This window comes from Kitasatospora sp. NPDC051705 (assembly GCF_044453265.1).
Taxonomy (GTDB): Bacteria; Actinomycetota; Actinomycetes; order Streptomycetales; family Streptomycetaceae; genus Kitasatospora.
Window position 1 is genome coordinate 150,659 of the sequence record NZ_JBITCO010000001.1, and the last position, 21,250, is coordinate 171,908.

Here is a 21,250-nt window from a genome sequence, read left to right on the forward strand (position 1 = left end):
GTGGGGCGGTCTCATCCCTTGACTGCGCCGGCGGTGAGGCCGGCGACGATACGGCGCTGGAACAGCAGGACGAAGATCACGATCGGGATGGTGATGACCACCGCCGCGGCGGCGATGGATCCGGTCGGCTGCTGGAACTGCGAGCTGCCGGTGAAGAAGGCGATGGCGGCCGGGACGGTCCTGGCCGAGGTCGTCGAGGTCAGCGAGATCGCGAACAGGAAGTCGTTCCAGCAGAAGATGAAGACGAGGATGCCCGTGGTGAACACGCCGGGCGCCGCCAGCGGGGCGATCACCAGCCGGAAGGCCTGCCACGGGGTGGCGCCGTCCACCTTGGCCGCCTTCTCCAGGTCCCAGGGAATCTCCCGGAAGAACGCCGACAGCGTGTAGATCGCCAGCGGCAGCGAGAAGGTCATGTACGGGATGATCAGGCCCGCCCAGGTGTCGAAGATCCCCAGCACGCGCTCGATGTTGAACAGCGGCGAGACCAGCGAGATCGGCGGGAACATGGCGATCAGCAGCGAGACGCCGATCAGCAGCCGTTTGCCGGGGAAGCGCAGCCGCGCCACCGCGTAGGCGGCCATGGTGCCGAGGACGACCGCGATGGTCGTGGCGATCACCGAGATGCCGATCGAGTTGATCAGGGCGCGGGTGAACTCGGACGTCTGGAAGATGCCCCGGTAGTTCTCCCAGGTCCACTCGCGCGGGATGAAGTCGCCGTCGGTGAGCGTGCTCGGCGTCTTGAAGGAGAGCGCCACGATCCACCACACCGGGAACAGCGCGTACAGGACGACGATCAGGTTGGCGACGCCCCAGCTCGACAGGGTGCGGGTGTGGCTGCTCATCTGCGCTCCGGTTCGCCGCCCGGCGCGGCGGCGCCGAAGACCTTGATGAAGACGACGGCGATGACCACCACGCAGAGGAAGATCAGGACCGAGATCGCCGACCCGATGCCCAAGTTCAGAGCCGTGAAGAGGTTGTCGTAGCCGAGGATCGACACCGAACCGGTGTCGTTGGAGCCGCCGGTCAGCACGTAGATGTTGTCGAAGACGCGGAACGCGTCCAGGGTGCGGAAGAGCAGGGCGACCAGGATCGCCGGCTTCATCAGGGGCAGGATCACCAGGCGCAGCCGCTGCCAGAACGTCGCGCCGTCGACCATGGCGGCCCGGACGGTCTCCTCGGGGACCAGCGCCAGGCCCGCGAGCAGCAGCAGGGCCATGAACGGCGTGGTCTTCCACACCTCCGCCAGGATGATCAGGCCGATCGCCTGCCACTGGTCGGTCAGCGGGGCGCTGCCCTCCGGCAGGAGTGCGGCGAGGTAGCCGACACCGGGCGTCCAGGCGTACTGCCAGGAGTAGGCGGCGACCACGGTGACGATGCCGTACGGGATCAGCACCGCCGTCCGGACGGTCCCGCGGCCGAACACCGTACGGTGCATCACCAGGGCGAGGGCCATGCCGAGCACCAGCTCGATCACCACCGAGACCGCGGTGATCAGCACCGTCACCCACAGCGCCTGCCACCAGAACGGCGAGCTGAGCACCGCACCGTAGTTGGACAGCCCCACCCAGTGGGCCTGCTGAGGGAAGCGCAGGTCGTAGCGCTGGAGGGAGAGGTAGACCGCGTAGGCGATCGGGTAGGCGGTGACCGCCAGCATCACGACGGCGGCGGGCGCGCACAGCAGCAGTCCCAGCCGGCGCTCCTGGCGGGCGCCCTCGGAGTGCCCCGCGCTCTTCTTCTTCCCGGCCTGGTCGCCGAGTGCGGTGGCAGGTGTCACGGGATCAGCCCCTTGGAGCCGAGGGCGGCCTCGATCTGCCCGCGGAGGTCGGCCACGCTGCTCTCCGGGCGGATGTCGGCGGGCGGTGAGAGGGTGTGCGAGATGGCGATGGACACGTTCTGGTAGGCGGGGGTCTGCGGCCGGACGCTGGCGTTGTCCAGCGCGGTCAGCACGTCGGCCGCGAACGGGTAGCTCTCGGTGAGCTCGGCCGCCTGGTAGAGGCTGCGCAGCGACGGCGGCAGGCCGCCCTTCAGCGCGTTGGTGAGCTGGTTCTCCCGGTCCCGCAGGCACAGGGTGGCCTCGAACGCGAGGTCCGGGTGCCGGCTGTACGCGCCGACGGCCAGGTCGATGCCGCCGATCGTGACGGTCGCCGGCCGGCCGGGCAGCACCGACGGGTAGGGCGCCCAGCGGAAGTGCTGGAACAACTCGGGCTGGTTGCTCTTCATGGACGGGTAGACGAACGGGTAGTTGAGCTCGAACGCGGCCGTCCCCGACTCCATCGCCAGCCGGTTCTGGTCCTCCATCTGGTTGGGCAGCGAGGGGTCGGCGGCCGCCGAGGTCGCGGTGTCGTGCATCACCTGTGCGGCCTGCACCGCCGGCGGACCGAGCGAGGGGGCCTGCGCGTCCGGGGTGAGGATCGACCCGCCCGCGCTGGTGATCAGGGTGTTGAACCAGACCGTCAGGCCCTCGTACTGCGCGCCCTGGATCTCCACGTAGTGCGGCTTGCCCTGCTTCGCCAGCGCGTCCGCCTGCGCCAGCATCTCCGCCCAGGTCTTCGGCGGGTCGGGGACCAGGTCGTCCCGGTACCAGAGCAGTTGGGTGTTCGAGTTGTACGGCGCCGCGAACAGCCGCCCCTGCCAGGTCGCGGTCCGCACCGCCGCCGCGAGGGTGTCCGCGGTGGCCCGGTCCTTCATCGCCCCGGTCCACTCCCGGATCCAGCCCGCCTGCGCGAACTCCGCCGGCCAGGTCACGTCCAGCCCCAGGACGTCCACCTCGGCGTCGTGCGCGGCCATCCGGCGCACCAGTTGCTGCCGCTGCCCGTCGGCGCCGCGCGGCAGCTTGTTGTACTTGATGCTGTACCGGCCGCCGGACTGCTGACCGCAGCGGTCGGCGGCCTGCTGCAACGCCCCCGAGTCGTCGGGGAAGTTGTACCAGTTCAGCGTGACCGGGCCGCCCTGCGCGCTGCTCCCGCAGCCCACCAGGCCCGACGCGAACACCAACAGGCCCGCGGCGGCGGTGAGCCACCGTGAGCGGAAGCTGCGGATACCCGGCATCACTCTCCCGGAACGGGGACGAACGGGACGGGACGGACCGCACCACGGTAGCCCGGCACGGCTCCGCCCGACCCCGCCCTCCGGCCCGCCACGCCGCGAGGTCCAGCCGAACGGCCCCGTCCACCGACCACGGGTCCCGGCCGGTCGGACCCGGTCGCGGGGCCGGTCAGACCTGGTCGCGGGGCTCGGCGACGGGGGCGGCGACGGGGGCGGGGTCTGCGGGTGCCGCGGCGGGAGGGGTGTCGTCGTCCGTGCCGAGGCGGTCGAGGAGGCGGAGCCCGTCCTCGGCGGGGCTCCCGGGGGGCGCGGACAGCACCACCACCTCCATGCCCGACTCGTCCGGGAGCGTGAAGTTCTCCTGGTGCAGTTCCAGCAGACCGACCAGCGGGTGCCGGTACGCCTTTCGCCCGTGGGTGCGGGCCCGCACGTCGGCGCGGGCCCAGAGGCGGCGGAAGCGCTCGCTGCCCATGGCCAGCTCGCCGACGAGCGAGGCCAGGCGGGGGTCGTCGGGGTACTTGCCGACGGCCAGGCGCAGGTGCCCCACCACGTCGAGGGTGCAGTTCTCCCAGTCCGCGTAGAGACCGTGCTCCGCCTCGTCGAGGAAGATGTGCCGGGCGATGTTGAGGCCCGGCATCGGCCGGCCGAAGAGGAGCCCGGCGAGCCGGTTCCCGGCGAGGGCGTCCAGGCGGTGGTCCATGATCAGCGCGGGTGCGCCGGTGACCAGACCGAGGACGCGCAGCAGCTCCGGCCGGACCCGGCCGCCCGGCGTCCTCGCCCGGCGGCGGCGCTGCCGGGCCAGCCGGTGGAGGTGTTCGCGCTCGGTCTCGTCGAGGTCGAGGACCCGGGCCAGCGCGTCGAGGACCTGCTCGGACGGCTGGGTCGCGCGGCCCTGCTCCAGGCGCACGTAGTAGTCCACGCTCACTCCGGACAGGTGCGCGACCTCCTCGCGGCGCAGCCCCTCCACCCGGCGGCGGCTGTCGACGGGGATGCCGACGGCCGCCGGGTCGACCCGGGAACGCCTGGTCCGAAGGAAACCCGCAAGATCGTCCATGCCCCGAGTATGGCGGCGGCCGCGCCCCGTGAGGGTGGTCCTGCCAGTACCAGGAAGTCCGGTCCTACGGAAGTCGCGGCCCTGAACACCGGGCCGCGGGGCGCCCAGAATCGGGGCATCCGATCCGAAGGAGTTCCCGTGAAGACGCTGATCGTCCACGCCCACCCGGAGCCGAAGTCGCTCAACGGCTCGCTGAAGGACCTCGCGGTGTCCACCCTGGAGACCGCCGGGCACGAGGTGCGCGTCAGCGACCTGTACGCCATGAACTGGAAGGCGGTGGTGGACGCCGCGGACTACGGCCCCGAAGCCTCGAACCCCTTGAAGGTCCCGCTGGACTCCGGCCGCGCCTTCGAGCGGGGAACGCTCGGCCCGGACGTCCGCGCCGAGCAGGAGAAGCTGCTCTGGGCCGACACGATCGTCTTCCAGTTCCCGCTGTGGTGGTACACGATGCCCGCGATCCTCAAGGGCTGGGTGGACCGGGTGTTCACCTACCGCTTCGCGTACGGCGTCGGCGAACACAGCGCCACCAAGTACGGCGAGCGCTTCGGCGAGGGCACCCTCGCGGGCCGGCGGGCCCTGCTGTCGGTGACCGTCGGCGGCCCGCAGTCCCACTACGGCGCCCGCGGGATCAACGGCCCCGTCGACGACCTGCTGTTCCCGTTCCAGCACGGCATCCTCTACTACCCGGGCATCGAGGTGCTGCCGCCGTTCGTCGTGTACGGCGCCGACCGGATCACCGACGAGGACTACCCGGCCGTCGCCGGGGCCTGGGAGCAGCGGTTGCTCACCCTGGAGTCGACCGAGCCGATCGCGTACCGGCCGCAGAACTTCGGCGACTACGAGATCCCCTCGCTGCACCTGAAGGAGGGCCTGGAGCCCGCGGGCCGCACGGGCTTCGGCCTGCACGTGCGCGGCTGACCGCCGCCCCGGCCCGGAGCGGCGGCGCGCGCCGGGCGGGGCGTCAGCCGATCAGGGCGGCGGCCTGCTCGCGCGCCTGGCGGAGCCAGTCGGCGCGTTCGGCGGCGGGCGCGTCGGTGACGGTGCGGAACACCGTCCGCCGGACGTCGGTGACGCCGACGTACGGCAGCACGCAGGCCGCCCACACCCGCTCGAGCGGGTCGCCGAACTCGTCGCGCTCCCGGGCCTCGGGCGTGTCCGAGGTGTTCAGCACCAGGGCCCGCCCGGCCCGCAGGAGCCCGGCCGGTTCGCCGTCGGCCGTGCCGAGCTTGTAGGCGACGCCGGGGGCCAGCACCCGCTGCACCCAGCCGACCAGGACGGCGGGCGGCATGCCCCACCAGTTGGGGTGGATCAGCACGAGGCCGTCCAGGGTGGCCACCTCGGCCCGGTGCAGGGCGAGCACGGGGTCGGCGGACGGGTCCGCCGCGTCCACCGTGCCGGTCTCCTCGGCGGTCAGCAGCGGCGGGAAGCCCTCCGCGTGGAGGTCGTGGGCCCGCACCTCGCAGCCGCGCCCCCGCAGTTCGTCCACCACCGCCTCGTACAGCGCGTGGTTGAAACTGCCCGGCCGCGGATGCGCCAGGTAGACCCCGATCGTGCTCATGGCCCGTCCCCCTCCGAGTGGTCGCCGACCGCGATCGTACGTCGTGCGCGCGGCGGGGCCCCGGCGCGGGCCGCCCCGCCGCCCACGGGCGATCCACGGGACGCCCGCGGAACGCCCCGCTCCGGACCAGGGGTGCTCCGCGGCGCCTGCCTGCGGGTGAACGGGACGGCGGGGCCCGGCGCGTCGTCCGGGGCCGGCCGCGGCCGAGGGGATAACGGCGGGGACGGGTCGGCGCGGTGCTGACCGAGAACCTGCCGGGAGCGGCCATGAGCACGATCATCGGGACCTGGAACCTGGAGAACTTCTGCCGCCCCCTACCGGCCGGCAGCCCGCCCGGCGCGGGCACGTGCGCGGCCAAGGACCAGGCGACGTACGACGCCAAGGTCGAGGCCCTGGCCGGCGTCATCACCGAGATCGGCCCGGACCTGCTGGGGGTGCAGGAGGTGGGCGGCCAGGAGCCGCTGGACGACCTGGTGGCCCAGCTGCCGGGCACCTGGCACACCTCCCTGTCGGACCACCCCGACCCGCGCGGCATCCGGGTCGGCGTCATCAGCCGCTTCCCCCTGCTGGACGTCCGGCAGCGCAAGGACTTCCCCGGCCACCTCCGCCCCGTCCAGGTCGAGGACGACGGCGTGCCCGGCAACGAGACCGGCGAGATGGGCCGGGGCGCCCTGGCCGTACGGGTGGAACCCGCCCCGGGCCGGAGCCTCCAGGTGGCCGTCTGCCATCTCAAGTCGAAGCTGCTGACCTTCCCCGACGGGCAGCACAGCACCGCCGACGAGCGCCTGCGGGCCCGCTACGAGGCCTACGCGCTCTTCCGCCGCACCGCCGAGGCCGTCACCGTGCGCGCCCTGGCCGACGAGCTGCTCCAGGGCGACGGCCGGACCCACGACGTCGTCGTGCTGGGCGACCTCAACGACGAGTGGCAGGCCGCCACCACCCAGATCCTCTACGGGCCGCCCGGCTCCCAGCTGGGCACCGGCGGCTTCGACCGCCCCGACCGGGGCGACGCCGAGCGCCTGTGGAACCTCGCCCCCAGGATCCTCGAACAGGGCGGGTTCTCCCGCGTCTTCGAGGGCCAGCACGAGCTCATCGACCACGTCCTGATCAGCCACTCGTTGCTGGCGGGGTTCCGGACGGTGTCCACCGGTGGCGGCAAGCTGCCCAACGTCCTGGAGGCCCGGCCGGCCGCGCCGCACGACAGGCCCTCCGACCACTCACCGGTGGTGGCGGCCTTCGACCTGTAGCGGCGGCGGGGCCGGGGAGAGCGCGGCGGGGGAGGCCGGTCGGTGCCGGACTCCCCCGCCGGGGGTGACGGAGCGGCGTGCGGCCCGGACGGCGGGGTCCGTGCCGCGGAGCGCCGCCCGCGCCGTCAGCCCTGCTTGATCGCGGAGATGTCGAACTCCAGGACGACCTTGTCGCCGACCAGGACGCCGCCGCCCTCCAGGGCCGCGTTCCAGGTCACCCCGAACTCCTTGCGGGAGATGGTCACCGAGCCCTCCAGGCCGACCCGCAGGTTGCCGTACGGGTCGACGGCGTTGCCCGTGTACTCGAAGTCGATGGAGACCGGGCGGGTGACGTCCTTGATGGTGAGGTCGCCGGTGACCCGGTACTCGGTGTCCGAGTGCCGCTCGACCGCGGTGCTGCGGAAGGTGATGTCGGGGAAGGCGGGGGCGTCGAGGAAGTCGTTGGTGCGCAGGTGCTGGTCGCGCTGTTCGACTCCGGTGTCGATGCTCTCGGCCTTGATCACCACCTGGCCGGTCGAGCGGGACGGGTCGGAGCCGTCCAGGTGGGCCGTGCCCTCGAACTGGTGGAACGCACCGCGGACCTTGGTCACCATGGCGTGGCGGGCGACGAAGCCGATCCGGGTGTGGGTGGGGTCGAGGACGTAGTCCCCGGTGAGCGCGGCGAGGCCGGCGGTCGTGGTCACGATGTCTCCGTAGGGCCTGGATCCCGACGGCGGTCCCGCCCGGATCGGTCCCGGGTCACGCTAGGGCGTGATCCGTTCGCGGCCCCGCCGAACGCGCGGTGCGCCGCCGGAGTGCACCCTGACCGGTGACCCCACGAGCACCCGCGGCGATCGTCCGACCGGATGATGTTCGGCCCACACGCCGTCACCGTGCCCCGGACAGCCCGGACCACGACTCCGGCGTCCCTACGATTCCGCCGTGAGCGCCCCGGCGTCCGTGCCCGGGGCCTGCGGCCCGCGCGCCGCGGGCCGCGGGCCGGCGTCGGGCCCGGTCCGACAGCCCGGGGCCGCCTCCTCGACCCGGGGTTCCACGACCCCAGAAACGGCGGAACGCATGAGACCGACGATCCGAGGCCGGCCTGCCCGGCGCCGGCCTCACCCCCGAGAACCCGCTCGCCGGGCTGAACCAGATCGCCCGGCAGGTGCACGACGCGGGCATCACCCGGGTCGACGGCGACGTGATCGTCGACCCCCGGCTGTTCACTCCCCCGGCACTCGACCCGCAGCCCACCCCGATGATCATCAACGACAACCTCATCGACCTGCTCACCACCCCGACGGCCGCCGGGCAGCCCGCCCAGCTGATGTGGCGCCCGCAGGTGGCGCCGTACCAGGTCAGCTCCACCGTCCGGACGGTGGAGGCCGGCGGCCCGACCGACGTCCAGGTCTCCGCCTCCCCCGACGGCACCCGGATCGCCCTCTCCGGCACGATCGCCGCAGACGCCCAGCCCCTGCTGCGGGTCTCGAACATCCAGGACCCGAACGCCTTCGCCCGCACCGCGCTGATCGAGGCGCTCGCCCGCGCCGGCGTCACCGTCACCGCCGACCCGACCGGCCCCAACCCGCAGGACGCCCTGCCCGCCGACTACACCGGCGACCCGCAGGTCGCCGCCTTCGTCTCCCCGCCGTACAGCCAGTACGCCAAGCTGATCCTGAAGATCAGCCACAACCTCGGCGCCAACCTGGCCCTGTGCAACATGGCCGTCGTCCATGGCAGCCGCAACTGCTTCGACGCCTTCGGGATCGAGCACGGCTTCCTCACCGACGTCGCGCACCTCGACCCCAAGCAGTTCCAGCTCGCCGACGGGCGCGGCGGCGTGGCATCGGACCGGGCCACCCCGATCGGCCTGGACCAGCTCCTGGCCTACTGGCTCGGCACCCCCGACGCGGACGCCTTCCGGCCGTCCCCGCCGATCCTGGGGGTCGACGGCAGCAACGACATCTCCTGCACCACCGACTGCCCGGCCAAGGGCAAGGTCTTCGCCAAGCCGGGCACCACCCTGGGGATCGACGAGCTCAACCAGCAGATCGCGGTCGGTGCCCAGGAGGAGGCCGGCTACCTGCAGACGGACGACGGCTGCCTGCACCTCTTCTACATCGGTGTCACCGGCGCGGCCAGCCCGGACATCCCGAGCTTCATCGGGATCTTCGACGACGTCAACCAGATCTCCGCGCTGCTGCAGGAGCAGGCCTCGGCCGCCGAGCACCGGGCCCGCTGACGGTCGGACCGCCGGACCGGACGGGCACCGGGCTGCGAGCCCGTCCGGTCCGGCGCACGCCGCTCAGCGCTTGGTGCCGTCCACGATGACGGGCGTGCCGTTGGCTCCGCAGGGGCTGGCGTAGACGGGGTTCTTCTCGGCCGCGGCCTTGAAGGCGTCGATGCACTGGCTCAGCAGGATCTTGTCGGTGAGCGAGTTGGCGATCGCGGCGTTGGCGGCGGCGGTGCTGTCCGCCTCGATCTTGCGCTTGTCGGCCTCGGCCTTGGCCGTGCGCACGGCCGCCTCCGCCTGGGCGGTGGCCTGGTCCTGCTGGATCTTCTGGTCGATGGCCTTCTGCAGGCCGTCGCTCGGGCGGACGTTGCGCAGGTTGACGCCGTTGACGAGGATGCCGCGCGGGGCCAGCCGGGCGGTGATCAGCTTGTCGATCTCGGAGCTGATCGCCTCCCGCTGGGAGGAGTAGCCCTCGACGCTGGTGTGGCGGGCGAAGACGTTGCGGACGATCTCCCGGCTGTCCGGGTAGACCAGGCGCTGCTGGACGGCCTCGGCACTGCCGGCCAGCCGGAACAGCTCCGCAGTGTGCTCCGGGTCGATCGACCACTTGACGGTGAGGTCGGCGTACAGCACGCCGCCCTCGGAGGAGCGGACCTCGACGGTGGAGTCACCGGTCAGGTCGAGGTCGGCGGGGCGGGTCGAGAAGGTGGTCACGTCGGTCAGCGGCGACTTGAAGTGGAGCCCGGGCTGCCAGGTGCGGCCGACCTTGCCGAGGCTGGTGGGCACCGCGACCTCGGTCGGCTCGACCACGTGCACGAAGGTCGTGAGCCCCAGCAGCAGCCCGAGGACGCCGGTGAGGATGCCGCCGAGGGCGACCGGCCAGGAGCCGATCCTGCGCCACCGCAGGATGAGCAGGCTGATGCCGACGGCCAGGAGCAGCAGGGACAGGATGAGCATGGTGGGGTCTCTCGGGCTGGAGTGATCGGGGCGGACGGCCGCAGCCTAGGGAGCCGTCACCCACCATGACGCCGCTTCAGATGATGTTCATACGATCGACTCCGCGCGTTGGCCGGAGGGGTTCGGCCGGGGAGGCGCAGTCGGAGGGATTCAGCCGGAGGGGTGCGCCGGAGGGGTGCGGCCGCCGGGACTCGGCCGGGCCCGGGCCTGGCGCTCGGACCGCGGAACCCCCGCGGCGCCCGCGACCTCAGCCGTCGGCGAGGCGCTGGATGGCCGCAGCCAGCCAGGCCCGCAGGTCGTCGGGGTCGCCGAGGTCGGAGCGCAGGATCCGGCGGCGGGTGGAGACGCCGAGGACGAAGGCGTCGATCGCCGCGGCCCGGCGGCCCGCCTCCGCGTCGTCCAGACCACTGTCACGCAGGTAACGGTGCAACGGCTCCAGGGAGTTGGCGTCGAGGAAGGCGGCCAGCGCCTCCGCCGCCGCCGGTCGTTCACCGGAGGCGCGGTGCAGCACGAGCAGCGGGTCCTCCCCGGCGGCGCCGAACCAGCGCCGGACGATGTTCGCCGCGAGGCGCTCGCCGAGCCCGGACCGGTCGCCGTCGAAGGAGTCGGGGACCGGGATCCCCACCTCGGTCGCCGCCAGGAACAAGCCGTCCTTGCCGCCGCTCCACTCCCGGGCCGCGGACGTGGCCGCGGTGATCTGGGAGGCGCGGCGGCTGACCACCCCCCAGCTCGCGGAGGTCCGGCTCACCTCCCGTCGGCTGGCCGGGCGCTGACCCGCGGACCTGCCCGGGGCCGGGGGACGACGGCGACGGCCGCGGGAGGTGGTGGGGAAGCGGAGGGCAGGGGCGCGGGGCTTCGCGCCGGCGCACGCCCCCTCGGTGTGACCGCCGACCAGCCGGGGCCGCGGGGACGGGGAGAACCCGGGGCCCCGGCTGTGGGAGGCACCGGCCGTCATGGGGGGGACGCGGCCGGTCTGCTCGGCAGCCGATCGAGGGGGTGAAGGGGCTGCCGTGACGGGAATGCTAGACCCCCTGCGCCCTCCGGAAAAGGCCTTTTGACCTGCGATTTTCCGGCCGCGGACATGCCAGGCGATCCATCGCCCGGCCGGGTGGTGCGCCTGGCGGATAATGGCGGGGCACGGCCCGGCTGCGCCGGCGCACGACCCATCGATCGAGAGGCAGCGGACGGATGACCCTGGAGGAAGGCCGACGCGTCAGGCTGGCCGAGGACATCGGGATCGGCGAGGCGTTCGCCGCCGGCCCCGGGGAGGCCGGGGAGAGCGGCGAGACCGGGGGCGTCGTCGGGTTCCTGTCGCTGGGCGCCGGGATCGAGGGCACCGTCGAGCGGGTGGACGGGGAACTCCCGGAGAGCCACGAGGTCCTCGAGTACCAGCGGCTCAGGTCGCTGTTCGAGGACTACGGGCACACCATGCCGGCCGCGAGCCGGGAACGGCTGGAGGCACAGATCGCCGTCCTGGAGCCGGAATGGGCCGCCCACCGGGAGCGGGGCAGGCGGGTGACCGTGCGGGTCCGGTGGGACAACGGCTTCGTCCTCGACGGCGCGCACCAGGACGTCCTCACCCCGCTGTGAGGCAGCACGGCCCCATCGGCGGGGCCGCGGCCCGCGGGCGGGCGCCCGGTCGCGGTCTCAGCCGCTCAGCGCGGTGCGCAGCCCGTCGAGCCGGGCGGCGGCGCGGGCGGCCCAGCCGTCGCGAAGGTGCAGCGGCACGCTGACCGTGACCCCGCTCTGCACCGGGTCCCGGATCTCCACCACGAACGGGTCGGCGGCGTACAGCCGCAGGTAGGCGCTGCGGCCGGCCTGGGGCCAGTCGGTGGCGGAGCCGCCCGGCAGGGCACCGCTCTCCTCGGCCGCGGCGCGGGTGGCCAGGAAGTCGGCGAGGTCCGCGAGGTCGGCCCCGGTGAGGGGCAGTGGCAGCTGTGCGGTGACGAAGCCGGTCCTGATGACGATCTCGGCCTCGTGCCAGCCGTCGCGGCGTCCGCGGCCCGGCCTGTCCTCCAGCTCCACCGTCACGCTCTGCGTGCGGTCCGCGAACCTGATCACCTCGGCCGCCATCTGCGCCCCCTTCGTCCGGACCCGGTCGGGCCGTGCGGCCGGCCCGGTACCGGCATCCTGCCAGGTGCCTCCGACACGGTGCCGCGTGGTCCGTCGGAGGCACCCAGGGCCCCGGTTCCGAGGTCCCGCGTCCGGCGCGGGCGGCGGGTTTGCCGAGCGCCGGGCGAGGTACCTCTGCTGGGTCCGCCCCGGGGGCGCTCGGTCTCCGGGGCTCCTGCTCCGCCGCGGGCGCTCGTCCCGGCGGGACGCTCCCCCACTCACCCGGCCGACAGACGGAGATCGTATGAACGCCAGCCCCGCAAGCGTCGTCGAGGCGGCGTTCCGCTGCTACCGGTCGCAGGACCGGGAGGCCGCCCTGCCGCTGTACGCCGACGACTTCACGTTCACCAGCCCGCAGGACGACCGCATCGACAGGGCCGCGTTCTTCCGGCAGTGCTTCCCCACCGCCGACCGGTTCACGGAGCAGCGGCTGCTGCACGTCACCCCCGCCGACGGGGAGCTCGTCTTCGTCCAGTACGAGTACGAGCTCGCCGACGGCGGACGGTACCGCAACGTCGAGGCGATCACCGTGCGGGACGGCCTGATCCGGGAGGTGCAGGTCTTCTTCGGCGGCAGGGTCTGAACGGCAGGGGTCTCGGCCACGGTGTCGGTCACGGTCCCGGTCTCAGGCCCCGGTCTCAGGCCGCGTCCGCCGGGGGTTGCGGGAGGCGGGCCTCGATCGCCTCGAGGACCGGGCGGTAGGCCTCCTCGGCGGCCCTCATCCGGGTCAGGCACTCGGCGAACAGCCGCCGGGAGCGGGCCTTCCGGTTGGGCATCAGGTCGTAGCGGCGCAGCCGCACCGAGCGGAGGTCCACCATGAGGCCGCTCCTGCAGCGCACGCCGTGGGCGTGGCGCACGACGTCCTCGGCCTCGCGCAGCAACGCCCGGTAGGCGTCGTGGGCCGTCTTCCAGCGGGCGGCCTCCTCCGGGGTGCCGGGCACCTCGACGCCGCGCAGCACCGGGTCGTCGACGTCGTACAGGGTGAACTCGAGCCCCTCGGGCGCCTGGGCCCAGGAGATGACCCGCCACGGCCACGGGATCAGGGTGTAGGTGCGGTGGTGTACGCGTATCACGTGGGCCCCCCGGGGTCTGCGCGCGCCGGCGCCGGGCGCGGTCTGCGCCCGGCGACAGCGTAGAGGCCCGCGGCTCGGCCCGGGCCCGATCACTCGACCAGGCGCAGCCAGGCCTCCGCGAGGGCGGCGTGGCCCGCGGGCGTCGGGTGGACGCCGTCCGCGGCCCAGTGCTCCGGCTCGGTCGTGGTGGCGAGTTCGGCGAACATGCCGTCGGCGGCGAGCAGACGGGCGCCGTACCGGCGGGCGAGCCGGCGGACGGCCTGGATCTTCGGGTCCAGGTCGGCGCGCCACGCGTCGCGCTGCTCCTCCCCGATCCGCACGGCGTCTCCGCCGGGACCTTCACCGGCCTCGACGACGGCCCGGATCGGCAGCAGGAACGGTTCGACGAGGATCAGCCGGGTGCCCGCCTCGGCGAGCGGTGCGAGGAGGCGGTCGTAGTCCGCCTCGAAGCGCTCCGCCGGGATCACGAAGCCCTTCGGGTCGAAGGTGTGCCAGCCCATGTCGTTGACCCCGACCAGGACCGACAGCACGTCCGGGCGCGCGTCGAGCACGTCCCTGCGCCAGCGGGCCTGCAGGTCCATCACCTTGTCGCCCGCGTTCGCGGTGTTCAGCCAGGTCACCGGGCGGTCGGGGTGCCGGTGCCCCCAGGCTCCGGCGACCAGCAGCGGGTAACCGTAGCCGAGGCCGTCCTCGCTCTCGCGGCGTCGGCAGTCGGTGATGGAGTCTCCGGTGAACATCACGGTGCTTCCCGGTCGGATGGCGATCGTCATGCGCGCTCTCCTTCGGTTCGGGGGTGCGGGGGTTCGGGGGTGCGGGCGGTCGGCCTCGGACGGAACCGGGGCGGGGCCCCCGGAGAACATGCCGGACCTCGCCGTCACGGCACCGACGGCCACCGTCACGGCACCGACGCCCGCCGTCACGGCGCTGGCAGTCCCCGGCGGAGCGCCGTCGCCGGACCGACGGCCGTCGGCGGACGCCCGTGCCCGTCACCGCGCCGACGGGCCGCGGTCGGCGCCCTGCACGGACTCAGACCGGAAGGGTGGCGCGCAGGCGCTTCCTGTCGGGTTTGCCCACCGGGGTGAGCGGGATCTCGGGCACCACGTGCAGGGCCTCCGGGGCGTAGATCCGGCCCTTGTGGGCGGTGACGAAGGCGCTGACCTCCGCCAGCTCCGGGTGCCGTCCGGCGGCGGGGACGACCGCGGCGTGGACGTGTTCGGCCTGCTGGGCGTCGCGGACGCCGAAGACGGCGCACTGGGCGATGGACGGGTGGGTGACGAGCAGGTCCTCCAGCTCGGAGGGGTAGACGTGCCCGCCGACCACGATGATCTTGTCGGAGAGGCGGTCGGCCAGGTAGAGGTAGCCGTCCTGGTCGAGGTAGCCGATGTCGCCGGTGTTCAGCCAGCCGTCGCGCAGCACCTCGGCGGTGAGGTCCGGCCGCTTCCAGTACCCCGCCATCAGGGTGCGCGAGCGGACGTGGATCCCGCCCTGCTCACCGGTCGGCAGCTCGGCGCCGTCGGCGGAGCGGATCACCACCTCGACGCCCGGCACCGGGCGGCCGACGGAGATCTGACCGCCGTGCCCGACCCGGTCGTGCTCCTGCGGGCCGAGCACCGCGATGTTCTGCGCCTCCGACATCCCGTAGCCGCTCGCCAGGATCGGCCCGAACACCTTGAGCGCCTCCCTGATCCGGCTCGGCGAGGAGGCGCAGCCGCCGTACAGGACGCGCTGCAGGCTGGACAGGTCGGTGCGGGCGATCGCCGGGTGGTCCAGCAGCCGGTAGAGCAGCGGCGGCAGGACCCACAGATCGGTGATGCGCTCGCGCTCGACCGCGGCCAGCACCTCGCCGGGGTCGAAGGAGCGGTGGATGAACACCCTTCCGCCGTGGTGCAGGGTCAGGTCGGAGAGCACGCCGGCGAAGTGGGCGAGGGAGGTGGCCGCGAGGAGGCGGGGCTCGTCGCCCTCCGGGCCGAAGGGGACGTCGAAGGCCCTGCGGTAGGAGCCGTGCAGGCTGAGGATGCCCTTCGGGACGCCGGTGGTGCCTCCGGTGTGGCGGATGCCGAGGTGGTCGTCCGGGCCGATCCGTACGGCCGGCGGCTCGGCGGGGTGGCGGGCGGAGGCGGCGATCACGTCCTCGCCGATCACGGCCGTGGCGGTCGCGGCCCCGGCGGTCGACGTGGAGGTGGTCGCGGCCCCGGCGGTCGGCGCCGGTCCCGGGCCCAGGGTGAGGACGGTCGGCACGTCGACGAGGGCGAGCAACTCGGGCGCGTCCGCGTACCGTTCGGCGTCCACGAGGAGGACGGTGGTGTCGACGCTGGTGACGATCCGGGCGAGGACCGGCACGCTCATGCCGTCGTACAGGTTGACCGTCCGGGCGCCCGCGATGCCGACCGCGTACCGGGCGCTGAGCGCCTCGGGGGTGTTGCCCGTGAGGAGCGAGACGGTGACGCCCCGGGTGACGCCCCGGGCGACCAGTTCCTGCGCGAGGCGGTAGGTGGCGGCGGCGAACTCGCCGGCGGTGATCGTGACGCCGTCGGCGGTGGTGACGGCCGGCCGGTCGGGGTCGCGGGAGAGGGAGCGGAGGATCAAGGCGGGGGCGCTGATGAACTCCGCGTCGTTCATGGCCACTTCTTCTTTGTAGTTTGCAACCATGTCGACAGGCTAACCCCATCTCCCGCGCGGCGCCGCCATGTTCGGGTCAGAGCGGCACGGGTGGGCCGGCCGGGCCGGCCGGGCCGCGCCGGGCCGCGCCGGGTGGCGCACCGGCCGGGCCCGGCCCCGGTCTCAGTGCTCGTTCTTGATGACGAAGAAGGAACCGCGGATGGTCCCGGCGAGCTTCGACTTCTGGCGCGCGAACTTGAACCGGGAGGCGAGCTCCTCCGGGACCTCCATCCCGTCCGAGAGCTTGAACCCGACCGCGCGCTTCCCGCCGTCGTCGAGGGTGTACATCACGTTGACCGACAGGCCGCTCTCGTAGAAGACGTAGGCCATCCGGATGCCCGCGACCTCGAACCCGGTGGCCTCCAGGGGCGTGGACGCGATGACGATCTCGCGCTCCTCCCGGAGGATCCGGTGCACCCACTCGACGACGTCCGCGGCCTCGGCCGCGGGCTCCACCGTGAAGACGTGGTCGTACTTGGTCTTGAAGTAGCGGGCCTCGTTCGCCCGCAGACCGGCGAGAGCCTCCGCGACGGGCGACGACTCCAGACCGACGGTCGACACGGTGGTGAAATCCACGGCGTAGGTCATGGCGGATCCCTTCTCTTGGGCGTGGACGGACGACGGGGCCTCCGGCCGTGCGCCGGACACGGAGGCCGGGATCGCGCCCCCGCCGCGGCGCGCCGCGGCACGACGGCTCAGTGGGCTCGACGGGCTCGGCAAGCACGACGGATCGACGGGCTCGGCGGGCTCGGCGGGCTCGACGGCTCACCCGGGCGGGGGTGCCGTGCGGTGATCCTATGCGGCATCGGCGGGGCCGGCAGGCCGCCGGACGGGGCGTCGCCCGCCTTTCCTCCCCGCGGCTGCCCGCTCCCCCGAGCTCAGCGCCGGGCCAGCGCCAGCACGCTCAGGCCGAACATCAGGACGCCCAGCGGGAGGTGCACCGACGGGACGTGCGCCACCCCGAGCACGACCTGCACGGAGGCCAGGGCCAGGAACCCGGACGCCTGCCAGACGGGCCGCGGCGAGCCGCCGCCCGGCTTCCAGGCCAGCACCGCCGCGAGCACGTACAGCATCGACGCCCCGTACATCACCCGGGCGCCGACGCCGTGCAGCGTCTCCCCGTAGGACGAGGTGAGCAGCAGCCCGGCGGACACCGCCTGGAGGAAGATGGTCAGGGTCTGCAGGGTGACGGCGAAGCGCAGGAACGGGAAGCTGCGCTGTTCTGTCGCCTGGACGGCCATGTCACGGTCCCCTCTTCCCGCCCGCGGGCGGGAGATCGGTAAGGTCTCACCGGTCCGACGAGACGGGCCTGCGAAAGGTCAGACGGGGAGGCGGTCCGGCATGGGGACGACGGGGACGGGCACCGATCCGGTCGCCGGCGAACGGCGGCAACTGATCAACGTCGCCTACCGGCTGCTCGGCTCGCTCACCGAGGCCGAGGACGCCGTCCAGGACGCCTACGCGCGCTGGTACGCCCTGCCGCGGAGCCGGCGGCAGGAGATCCGCTCCCCCGGCGCCTGGCTGTCGACGGTGACCGGCCGCATCTGCCTGGACGTCCTCGGCTCCGCGCGCGCCCGGCGGGAGCGCTACGTCGGCACCTGGCTGCCCGAGCCGCTGCCCGACCTCCGCGAGTGGGACCACCGGCAGACCGCCGACCCCGCCGAGCAGCTGGTCCTGGACGAGTCGGTGGCCATGGCCTTCCTCGTCGTCCTGGAGTCGATGACACCCGCCGAACGGGTGGCGTTCGTCCTGCACGACGTCTTCCGCTACCCCTTCGCCGAGATCGCCGCCGTCCTCGACCGAACCCCGGCGGCCTGCAAGCAACTGGCGTCCTCCGCCAGGCGGCGGGCGGGCGCCACCCGCACCACGGGCGCGGCCGGGCCCACCGGGGCCGGGCGGGGCGACGCGGTACCGGGCGACGTCGTACGGGGCGTCAAGGCGGCCTGGGAGAGCAGGGACATCCCGGCCCTCGTCGACCTCCTCGACCCGGCCGCCGTCATGACCGCCGACGGCGGCGGCATGGTGGGCACCGCCCTGCACCCGATCGAGGGCGGCGCGTGCATCGCCCGGTACATGGTCGCCATCGCCGACCGGGCCCCCGGCCTCGAACTCCTCGAACGGACGGTCAACGGCGCGCCGGGCCTGGTCGCCCACCGCGCCGGCGCCGTCCTCACCGTCGCGGCGTTCGACGTCACGCACCACCGGGTGACCCGGATCTGGGTCGTCCGCAACCCGGAGAAGCTCCGCCCCTGGGCGAGGAACGGCTAGGCAGAGCGGGGGCCCGGACACCGGACCCGTCCAGCGCCCAGTGGTCCAGGGCTCCCCCCGAACCGGCCGGGCCCGATCCTGCGCCGAACCCCCACCGTTTATCGACCGTGTAGTCGGGTCCGCCATGCTCCCGCCCGGCAGCTCGATCCCGAGGGGGCACCTTGTACTACCACTGTGACCGTTGCGGGTACATCCACCGCCACACCGGCGCCCTGGACCAGCACGGCCAGCCGTGCCGCGCCTGCGGCTCCGGCCACCTGCGCCGGGGGCACCCGGACCGCGGCTACCGCCTGACGGACAGCTTCCACGCCGAGCCGTTCAACCTCCCCGTCCCCGCCTACCAACCGGTCCTCACCGGGCAGATGGGCACGCCGGGCGACTTCAACTACTTCTCCGGCGTCGCGGGCCAGTCCTTCCTCCAGTTCGTCCGCCAGCGCACCTGCTACGTCGGCCGGCTCACCAACCTCTCGGTGCCGCGGGCGAACCAGTTCGGCTGGCTGTCGCCGTACACCGGCAACAAGCACAACCGCTCGCACTTCACGCAGTTGGTGCTCGCGCACGTCGCCCGCGCCAAGTTCGCCGACAACAAGGGCCGGCTGCCCCGGCTGATCGAGCCGTTCGTCGGATCCGGGCAGATCTTCCTCAACTCCTCCTGCTGGGGCCAGGCGATCAACGACGGCATACCGCTGTTCCGGTCCGTCCTGGCGGGCGACCTCAACCACTACGTGGTCGTCGCGTACCGGCTGATGCAGCAGTACGGCTCCTCCTTCGTCACGCGCTACGTCAAGCAGGCGGTGATCTGGGACTGCAACGACCAGGCCCTGATCTACCACCAGCTGATCACCGACCTCCACGAGGGCAAGGCGGTGCTCCGCGACCCCGACGCGGACCCCGCGCACGTGCTGAAGACCGTCTTCAAGTACATCTGGCTGGTCAACCGCTGCGTGCACGGCACCAAGCTCACCGACACCGGCGGCCTGGTCGGCACCCCCCGCGGCCTCTCCGAGGACCAGCTCGACGAGCTGCGCGAGCGGGAGCGGGCACGGCTCGGTGCGGTGGTCGCCCAGGTGCTGGCCGTCGACTTCTCGGTCGAGTGGCAGGACTTCCGGCTGACCTGCGCGGAGGCGGAGCCGACCGACGTCGTCGTGATGGACTGCCCGTTCCCGGCGTTCACCACCCTGGTGCCCCCGCTCGGCCACCCCTCGCCGGAGACCTTCCACGCGCAGGCCGCGCACACCTACGGGGTCGGGGACGACGGCGCCGCGCTCCAGAAGGCCATCCTGGAGGCCGCGGCGGCCCTGGTGGCGAAGGGCACGACCGTCATCCTCTGCAACTTCGCGAACCCGGGCCTGATCCGGGCGTACTCCGAGCTGGTCCAGAACGGCGTGGCGACCGAGGACCTCAAGTACTTCACCTACACCTACCGTTCGCCCAGCACCACCAGCGAGGCGTACCAGCTGACCATCCTCCCCGGCCTCGGGAACGCCAACGTCACCCGCGTCCCCACCACCCTGCTGCCCGCCTGGCTGGCCTGCGGCGGCGACGACGTGGCGCAGCAGGAGTTCTTCGTCCCGCGGCAGCGCGTCCTCACCGCCGCGGACCGGGCCTACCAGGACGCACACGACGCGTCCGAGGAGGAACGCCAGAACGAGGGCTCGGACTACGAGATGAGCCTGGAGGACTAGGGTCTCATTCCGGCCCGGGTTCCGTCCGGGTGGTCATGTGCGGAGCCGGATGACGAGGGGTGCTGCGGTGCCGGTGCCGGGGTAGACGTAGCAGGGTGCACCGTCCGGCGCATGCCTCGGCGGGGCCGGGGCAGGAGCATGCCGTCGCCGACCGCCGCCACCGCGTGCGCCGGGGCGTCCCTGCGCGAGCGGGCTCGGGCGGCGTGGACTCCGGTCCCGCCGTCCGAGCCCGCTCGCCGGAACCGTGCTTCGAACCGTGAACACTGCGAGGAACCATGACGGCCTTCCCCTTCTCCCTCTCCTGGCTCGTGGCCGTACTGCTCCTGCTGCTCTTCGTCCAACGCTTCCGCGGTGACCAGCGCCGTTTCGGGAACGGAGTCCTGCTGGGCCTGTGCACGCTGGTCCTGCTGGTCGGCGCGGCCCTCGAGCTCGACCGCCTCCCCCGCCCGGTGGCCCGGGCGGTGACGGGCGGCATCGTCGTCGGCGCGGTGCTGAGCGCGGTGGTCGTCTCCGGGCTCCTGCTGGCGACCGGTGTCCGGATGGTCCGCGCCGAAGGCGGCCGGCTGGCGAACCTGCTCTCCCTCCTGGCCGGGTCGGCGATCCTGGCGGCCCTCGGACTCCTGGTGGCGTGCGCCCGCGCCGAGGACGGCCCCTTCCGCGCCGTGGCCACCGCGGCCCTGCTGGTGGCCGGCTACCTGTCGTTCCTCCTCGTCTGCTTCGTCGGGTACGCGCTCCTCTACCAGCGGGTGGCGACGCACCGCCCGGTCGACTTCGTGGTCGTGCTCGGGGCCGGGCTGACGAACGGATCCACCGTCCCGCCGCTGCTGGCGGCGCGGCTGGACCGGGCCCTGGCCCTCGTCCGCTCGCAGGCGGCGCGCGGGCGGACGCCCGTCCTCCTGGTCTCCGGCGGCAAGGGCTCGGACGAGCGGCTCTCGGAGGCCGAGGCGATGGCGGAGTACCTGACGGCGCGCGGCGTACCGGGCGAGCGCATCGTGCAGGAACGCTCGTCGACGAACACCCGGGAGAACCTGGAGTTCAGCCGGGCCATGATGGAACGGCTCCGGCCCGGCTACCGCTGCGTCGTCGTCACCAATGACTTCCACGCGCTGCGGGCCGCCATCACCGCGCGCCGTGCCGGGGTGCGGGGCGAGGCCGCCAGCGCCCCCACGGCGGCCTACTACTGGCCCAATGCGACGCTGCGGGAGTTCGCCGCCGTCCTGACCGCCTACCCCGTCACGAACCTGGCGGTCTGCGCGGTACTCGCCGTCGCCGGGGCGCGGGCCGCCTGGAGCTGACCGGCGCCGACACCGGACCGCCCGTCCCGGGCCCCTGCCCGGACCTCGTACGGCCGCACGGCGGTACCCGGATGCGCACGCGGCGG

The 21,250-nt window shown here is 73.4% G+C and carries 22 protein-coding genes; 8 read left to right on the forward strand and 14 right to left on the reverse strand.

The window, feature by feature from the left end:
* Positions 1–11: 11 nt before the first annotated feature.
* The 4 genes from ACIA8Q_RS00660 to ACIA8Q_RS00675 form a co-directional block, all read right to left on the reverse strand.
* The gene (locus ACIA8Q_RS00660) at positions 12–842 is read right to left on the reverse strand and encodes a carbohydrate ABC transporter permease (protein WP_360215731.1); all 831 of its coding nucleotides are present in this window, start codon (positions 840–842) and stop codon (positions 12–14) included.
* Positions 839–1,774: a carbohydrate ABC transporter permease gene (locus ACIA8Q_RS00665; protein ID WP_396316501.1), complete on the reverse strand. Its 936-nt coding sequence runs from the start codon at positions 1,772–1,774 to the stop codon at positions 839–841. Before ACIA8Q_RS00665 ends, ACIA8Q_RS00660 begins: the two co-directional genes overlap by 4 nt.
* A complete protein-coding gene (locus ACIA8Q_RS00670; RefSeq protein ID WP_360215737.1) occupies positions 1,771–3,048 on the reverse strand; it encodes an ABC transporter substrate-binding protein in 1,278 nt (425 codons plus the stop codon). Before ACIA8Q_RS00670 ends, ACIA8Q_RS00665 begins: the two co-directional genes overlap by 4 nt.
* Positions 3,049–3,214: 166 nt before the next feature.
* Positions 3,215–4,099, reverse strand: coding sequence for a helix-turn-helix transcriptional regulator (locus tag ACIA8Q_RS00675; RefSeq protein WP_360215740.1), 885 nt, complete (start codon positions 4,097–4,099; stop codon positions 3,215–3,217).
* A gap of 138 nt (positions 4,100–4,237) precedes the next feature.
* Between ACIA8Q_RS00675 and ACIA8Q_RS00680 the strand changes: the two genes are divergently transcribed.
* Positions 4,238–5,017: an NAD(P)H-dependent oxidoreductase gene (locus ACIA8Q_RS00680; protein ID WP_360215742.1), complete on the forward strand. Its 780-nt coding sequence runs from the start codon at positions 4,238–4,240 to the stop codon at positions 5,015–5,017.
* A gap of 43 nt (positions 5,018–5,060) precedes the next feature.
* Here the strand turns inward: ACIA8Q_RS00680 and ACIA8Q_RS00685 are convergent, their stop codons facing one another.
* Complete coding sequence (locus ACIA8Q_RS00685) at positions 5,061–5,657, reverse strand: NAD(P)H-dependent oxidoreductase (protein WP_360215745.1); 597 nt, start codon at positions 5,655–5,657, stop codon at positions 5,061–5,063.
* A 266-nt stretch (positions 5,658–5,923) separates the two neighbouring features.
* Between ACIA8Q_RS00685 and ACIA8Q_RS00690 the strand changes: the two genes are divergently transcribed.
* Entirely contained in the window at positions 5,924–6,904 is a 981-nt protein-coding gene (locus tag ACIA8Q_RS00690) for an endonuclease/exonuclease/phosphatase family protein (RefSeq protein ID WP_360215748.1), read from the forward strand.
* Positions 6,905–7,029: 125 nt separating this feature from the next.
* Here the strand turns inward: ACIA8Q_RS00690 and ACIA8Q_RS00695 are convergent, their stop codons facing one another.
* Positions 7,030–7,587: a YceI family protein gene (locus ACIA8Q_RS00695; RefSeq protein ID WP_360215751.1), complete on the reverse strand. Its 558-nt coding sequence runs from the start codon at positions 7,585–7,587 to the stop codon at positions 7,030–7,032.
* A 449-nt stretch (positions 7,588–8,036) separates the two neighbouring features.
* Here ACIA8Q_RS00695 and ACIA8Q_RS00700 point away from each other — a divergent pair, with 449 nt between their 5' ends.
* Positions 8,037–9,125: a D-alanyl-D-alanine carboxypeptidase gene (locus ACIA8Q_RS00700; protein ID WP_360215814.1), complete on the forward strand. Its 1,089-nt coding sequence runs from the start codon at positions 8,037–8,039 to the stop codon at positions 9,123–9,125.
* Positions 9,126–9,188: 63 nt separating this feature from the next.
* Here ACIA8Q_RS00700 and ACIA8Q_RS00705 read toward each other — a convergent pair whose 3' ends face one another.
* Positions 9,189–10,073, reverse strand: a complete 885-nt coding sequence (locus ACIA8Q_RS00705; protein WP_360215754.1) for a prohibitin family protein — start codon at positions 10,071–10,073, stop codon at positions 9,189–9,191.
* Positions 10,074–10,320: 247 nt separating this feature from the next.
* Positions 10,321–10,821 carry a TetR/AcrR family transcriptional regulator gene (locus ACIA8Q_RS00710; RefSeq protein ID WP_360215757.1) on the reverse strand — a complete coding sequence of 167 codons (501 nt, stop codon included), beginning with the start codon at positions 10,819–10,821 and terminating at the stop codon, positions 10,321–10,323.
* A 440-nt stretch (positions 10,822–11,261) separates the two neighbouring features.
* On the opposite strand from ACIA8Q_RS00710, the gene ACIA8Q_RS00715 reads away from it, so the two are divergent.
* Positions 11,262–11,663 carry a hypothetical protein gene (locus ACIA8Q_RS00715; RefSeq protein ID WP_360215760.1) on the forward strand — a complete coding sequence of 134 codons (402 nt, stop codon included), beginning with the start codon at positions 11,262–11,264 and terminating at the stop codon, positions 11,661–11,663.
* A 57-nt stretch (positions 11,664–11,720) separates the two neighbouring features.
* Here the strand turns inward: ACIA8Q_RS00715 and ACIA8Q_RS00720 are convergent, their stop codons facing one another.
* Positions 11,721–12,146: a DUF5959 family protein gene (locus ACIA8Q_RS00720; protein ID WP_396316502.1), complete on the reverse strand. Its 426-nt coding sequence runs from the start codon at positions 12,144–12,146 to the stop codon at positions 11,721–11,723.
* 283 nt (positions 12,147–12,429) lie between these two features.
* Between ACIA8Q_RS00720 and ACIA8Q_RS00725 the strand changes: the two genes are divergently transcribed.
* Positions 12,430–12,768, forward strand: coding sequence for a nuclear transport factor 2 family protein (locus tag ACIA8Q_RS00725; RefSeq protein ID WP_360215766.1), 339 nt, complete (start codon positions 12,430–12,432; stop codon positions 12,766–12,768).
* A gap of 55 nt (positions 12,769–12,823) precedes the next feature.
* Here ACIA8Q_RS00725 and ACIA8Q_RS00730 read toward each other — a convergent pair whose 3' ends face one another.
* From ACIA8Q_RS00730 to ACIA8Q_RS00750, 5 genes are all read right to left on the reverse strand, one after another.
* The gene (locus ACIA8Q_RS00730) at positions 12,824–13,258 is read right to left on the reverse strand and encodes a hypothetical protein (protein ID WP_360215769.1); all 435 of its coding nucleotides are present in this window, start codon (positions 13,256–13,258) and stop codon (positions 12,824–12,826) included.
* 89 nt (positions 13,259–13,347) lie between these two features.
* Positions 13,348–14,028, reverse strand: coding sequence for an SGNH/GDSL hydrolase family protein (locus tag ACIA8Q_RS00735; RefSeq protein WP_396316503.1), 681 nt, complete (start codon positions 14,026–14,028; stop codon positions 13,348–13,350).
* 256 nt (positions 14,029–14,284) lie between these two features.
* Positions 14,285–15,907 carry an AMP-binding protein gene (locus ACIA8Q_RS00740; protein ID WP_360215775.1) on the reverse strand — a complete coding sequence of 541 codons (1,623 nt, stop codon included), beginning with the start codon at positions 15,905–15,907 and terminating at the stop codon, positions 14,285–14,287.
* A gap of 132 nt (positions 15,908–16,039) precedes the next feature.
* Positions 16,040–16,504, reverse strand: coding sequence for a phage tail protein (locus ACIA8Q_RS00745; RefSeq protein ID WP_360215778.1), 465 nt, complete (start codon positions 16,502–16,504; stop codon positions 16,040–16,042).
* Positions 16,505–16,794: 290 nt separating this feature from the next.
* Complete coding sequence (locus ACIA8Q_RS00750) at positions 16,795–17,157, reverse strand: hypothetical protein (RefSeq protein ID WP_360215781.1); 363 nt, start codon at positions 17,155–17,157, stop codon at positions 16,795–16,797.
* Between the two features lie 100 nt (positions 17,158–17,257).
* Here ACIA8Q_RS00750 and sigJ point away from each other — a divergent pair, with 100 nt between their 5' ends.
* The 3 genes from sigJ to ACIA8Q_RS00765 all read left to right on the forward strand — a co-directional run bounded on the left by sigJ (position 17,258) and on the right by ACIA8Q_RS00765 (position 21,164).
* A complete protein-coding gene (sigJ, locus tag ACIA8Q_RS00755) occupies positions 17,258–18,184 on the forward strand; it encodes an RNA polymerase sigma factor SigJ (RefSeq protein WP_360215784.1) in 927 nt (308 codons plus the stop codon).
* Positions 18,185–18,345: 161 nt separating this feature from the next.
* Positions 18,346–19,869 carry a hypothetical protein gene (locus tag ACIA8Q_RS00760; protein WP_360215787.1) on the forward strand — a complete coding sequence of 508 codons (1,524 nt, stop codon included), beginning with the start codon at positions 18,346–18,348 and terminating at the stop codon, positions 19,867–19,869.
* A gap of 275 nt (positions 19,870–20,144) precedes the next feature.
* Positions 20,145–21,164 carry a YdcF family protein gene (locus ACIA8Q_RS00765; protein ID WP_360215790.1) on the forward strand — a complete coding sequence of 340 codons (1,020 nt, stop codon included), beginning with the start codon at positions 20,145–20,147 and terminating at the stop codon, positions 21,162–21,164.
* Positions 21,165–21,250: the final 86 nt, after the last annotated feature.

Coding starts and splice junctions, on each gene's coding strand:
- ACIA8Q_RS00690 (WP_360215748.1), top strand. CDS start 5,924: ATGAGCACGATCATCGGGACCTGGAACCTGGAGAACTTCTGCCGCCCC.
- ACIA8Q_RS00740 (WP_360215775.1), bottom strand. CDS start 15,907: ATGGTTGCAAACTACAAAGAAGAAGTGGCCATGAACGACGCGGAGTTC.
- ACIA8Q_RS00745 (WP_360215778.1), bottom strand. CDS start 16,504: ATGACCTACGCCGTGGATTTCACCACCGTGTCGACCGTCGGTCTGGAG.
- ACIA8Q_RS00675 (WP_360215740.1), bottom strand. CDS start 4,099: ATGGACGATCTTGCGGGTTTCCTTCGGACCAGGCGTTCCCGGGTCGAC.
- sigJ (WP_360215784.1), top strand. CDS start 17,258: ATGGGGACGACGGGGACGGGCACCGATCCGGTCGCCGGCGAACGGCGG.
- ACIA8Q_RS00725 (WP_360215766.1), top strand. CDS start 12,430: ATGAACGCCAGCCCCGCAAGCGTCGTCGAGGCGGCGTTCCGCTGCTAC.
- ACIA8Q_RS00685 (WP_360215745.1), bottom strand. CDS start 5,657: ATGAGCACGATCGGGGTCTACCTGGCGCATCCGCGGCCGGGCAGTTTC.
- ACIA8Q_RS00715 (WP_360215760.1), top strand. CDS start 11,262: ATGACCCTGGAGGAAGGCCGACGCGTCAGGCTGGCCGAGGACATCGGG.
- ACIA8Q_RS00705 (WP_360215754.1), bottom strand. CDS start 10,073: ATGCTCATCCTGTCCCTGCTGCTCCTGGCCGTCGGCATCAGCCTGCTC.
- ACIA8Q_RS00720 (WP_396316502.1), bottom strand. CDS start 12,146: ATGGCGGCCGAGGTGATCAGGTTCGCGGACCGCACGCAGAGCGTGACG.
- ACIA8Q_RS00660 (WP_360215731.1), bottom strand. CDS start 842: ATGAGCAGCCACACCCGCACCCTGTCGAGCTGGGGCGTCGCCAACCTG.
- ACIA8Q_RS00670 (WP_360215737.1), bottom strand. CDS start 3,048: ATGCCGGGTATCCGCAGCTTCCGCTCACGGTGGCTCACCGCCGCCGCG.
- ACIA8Q_RS00765 (WP_360215790.1), top strand. CDS start 20,145: ATGACGGCCTTCCCCTTCTCCCTCTCCTGGCTCGTGGCCGTACTGCTC.
- ACIA8Q_RS00735 (WP_396316503.1), bottom strand. CDS start 14,028: ATGACGATCGCCATCCGACCGGGAAGCACCGTGATGTTCACCGGAGAC.
- ACIA8Q_RS00750 (WP_360215781.1), bottom strand. CDS start 17,157: ATGGCCGTCCAGGCGACAGAACAGCGCAGCTTCCCGTTCCTGCGCTTC.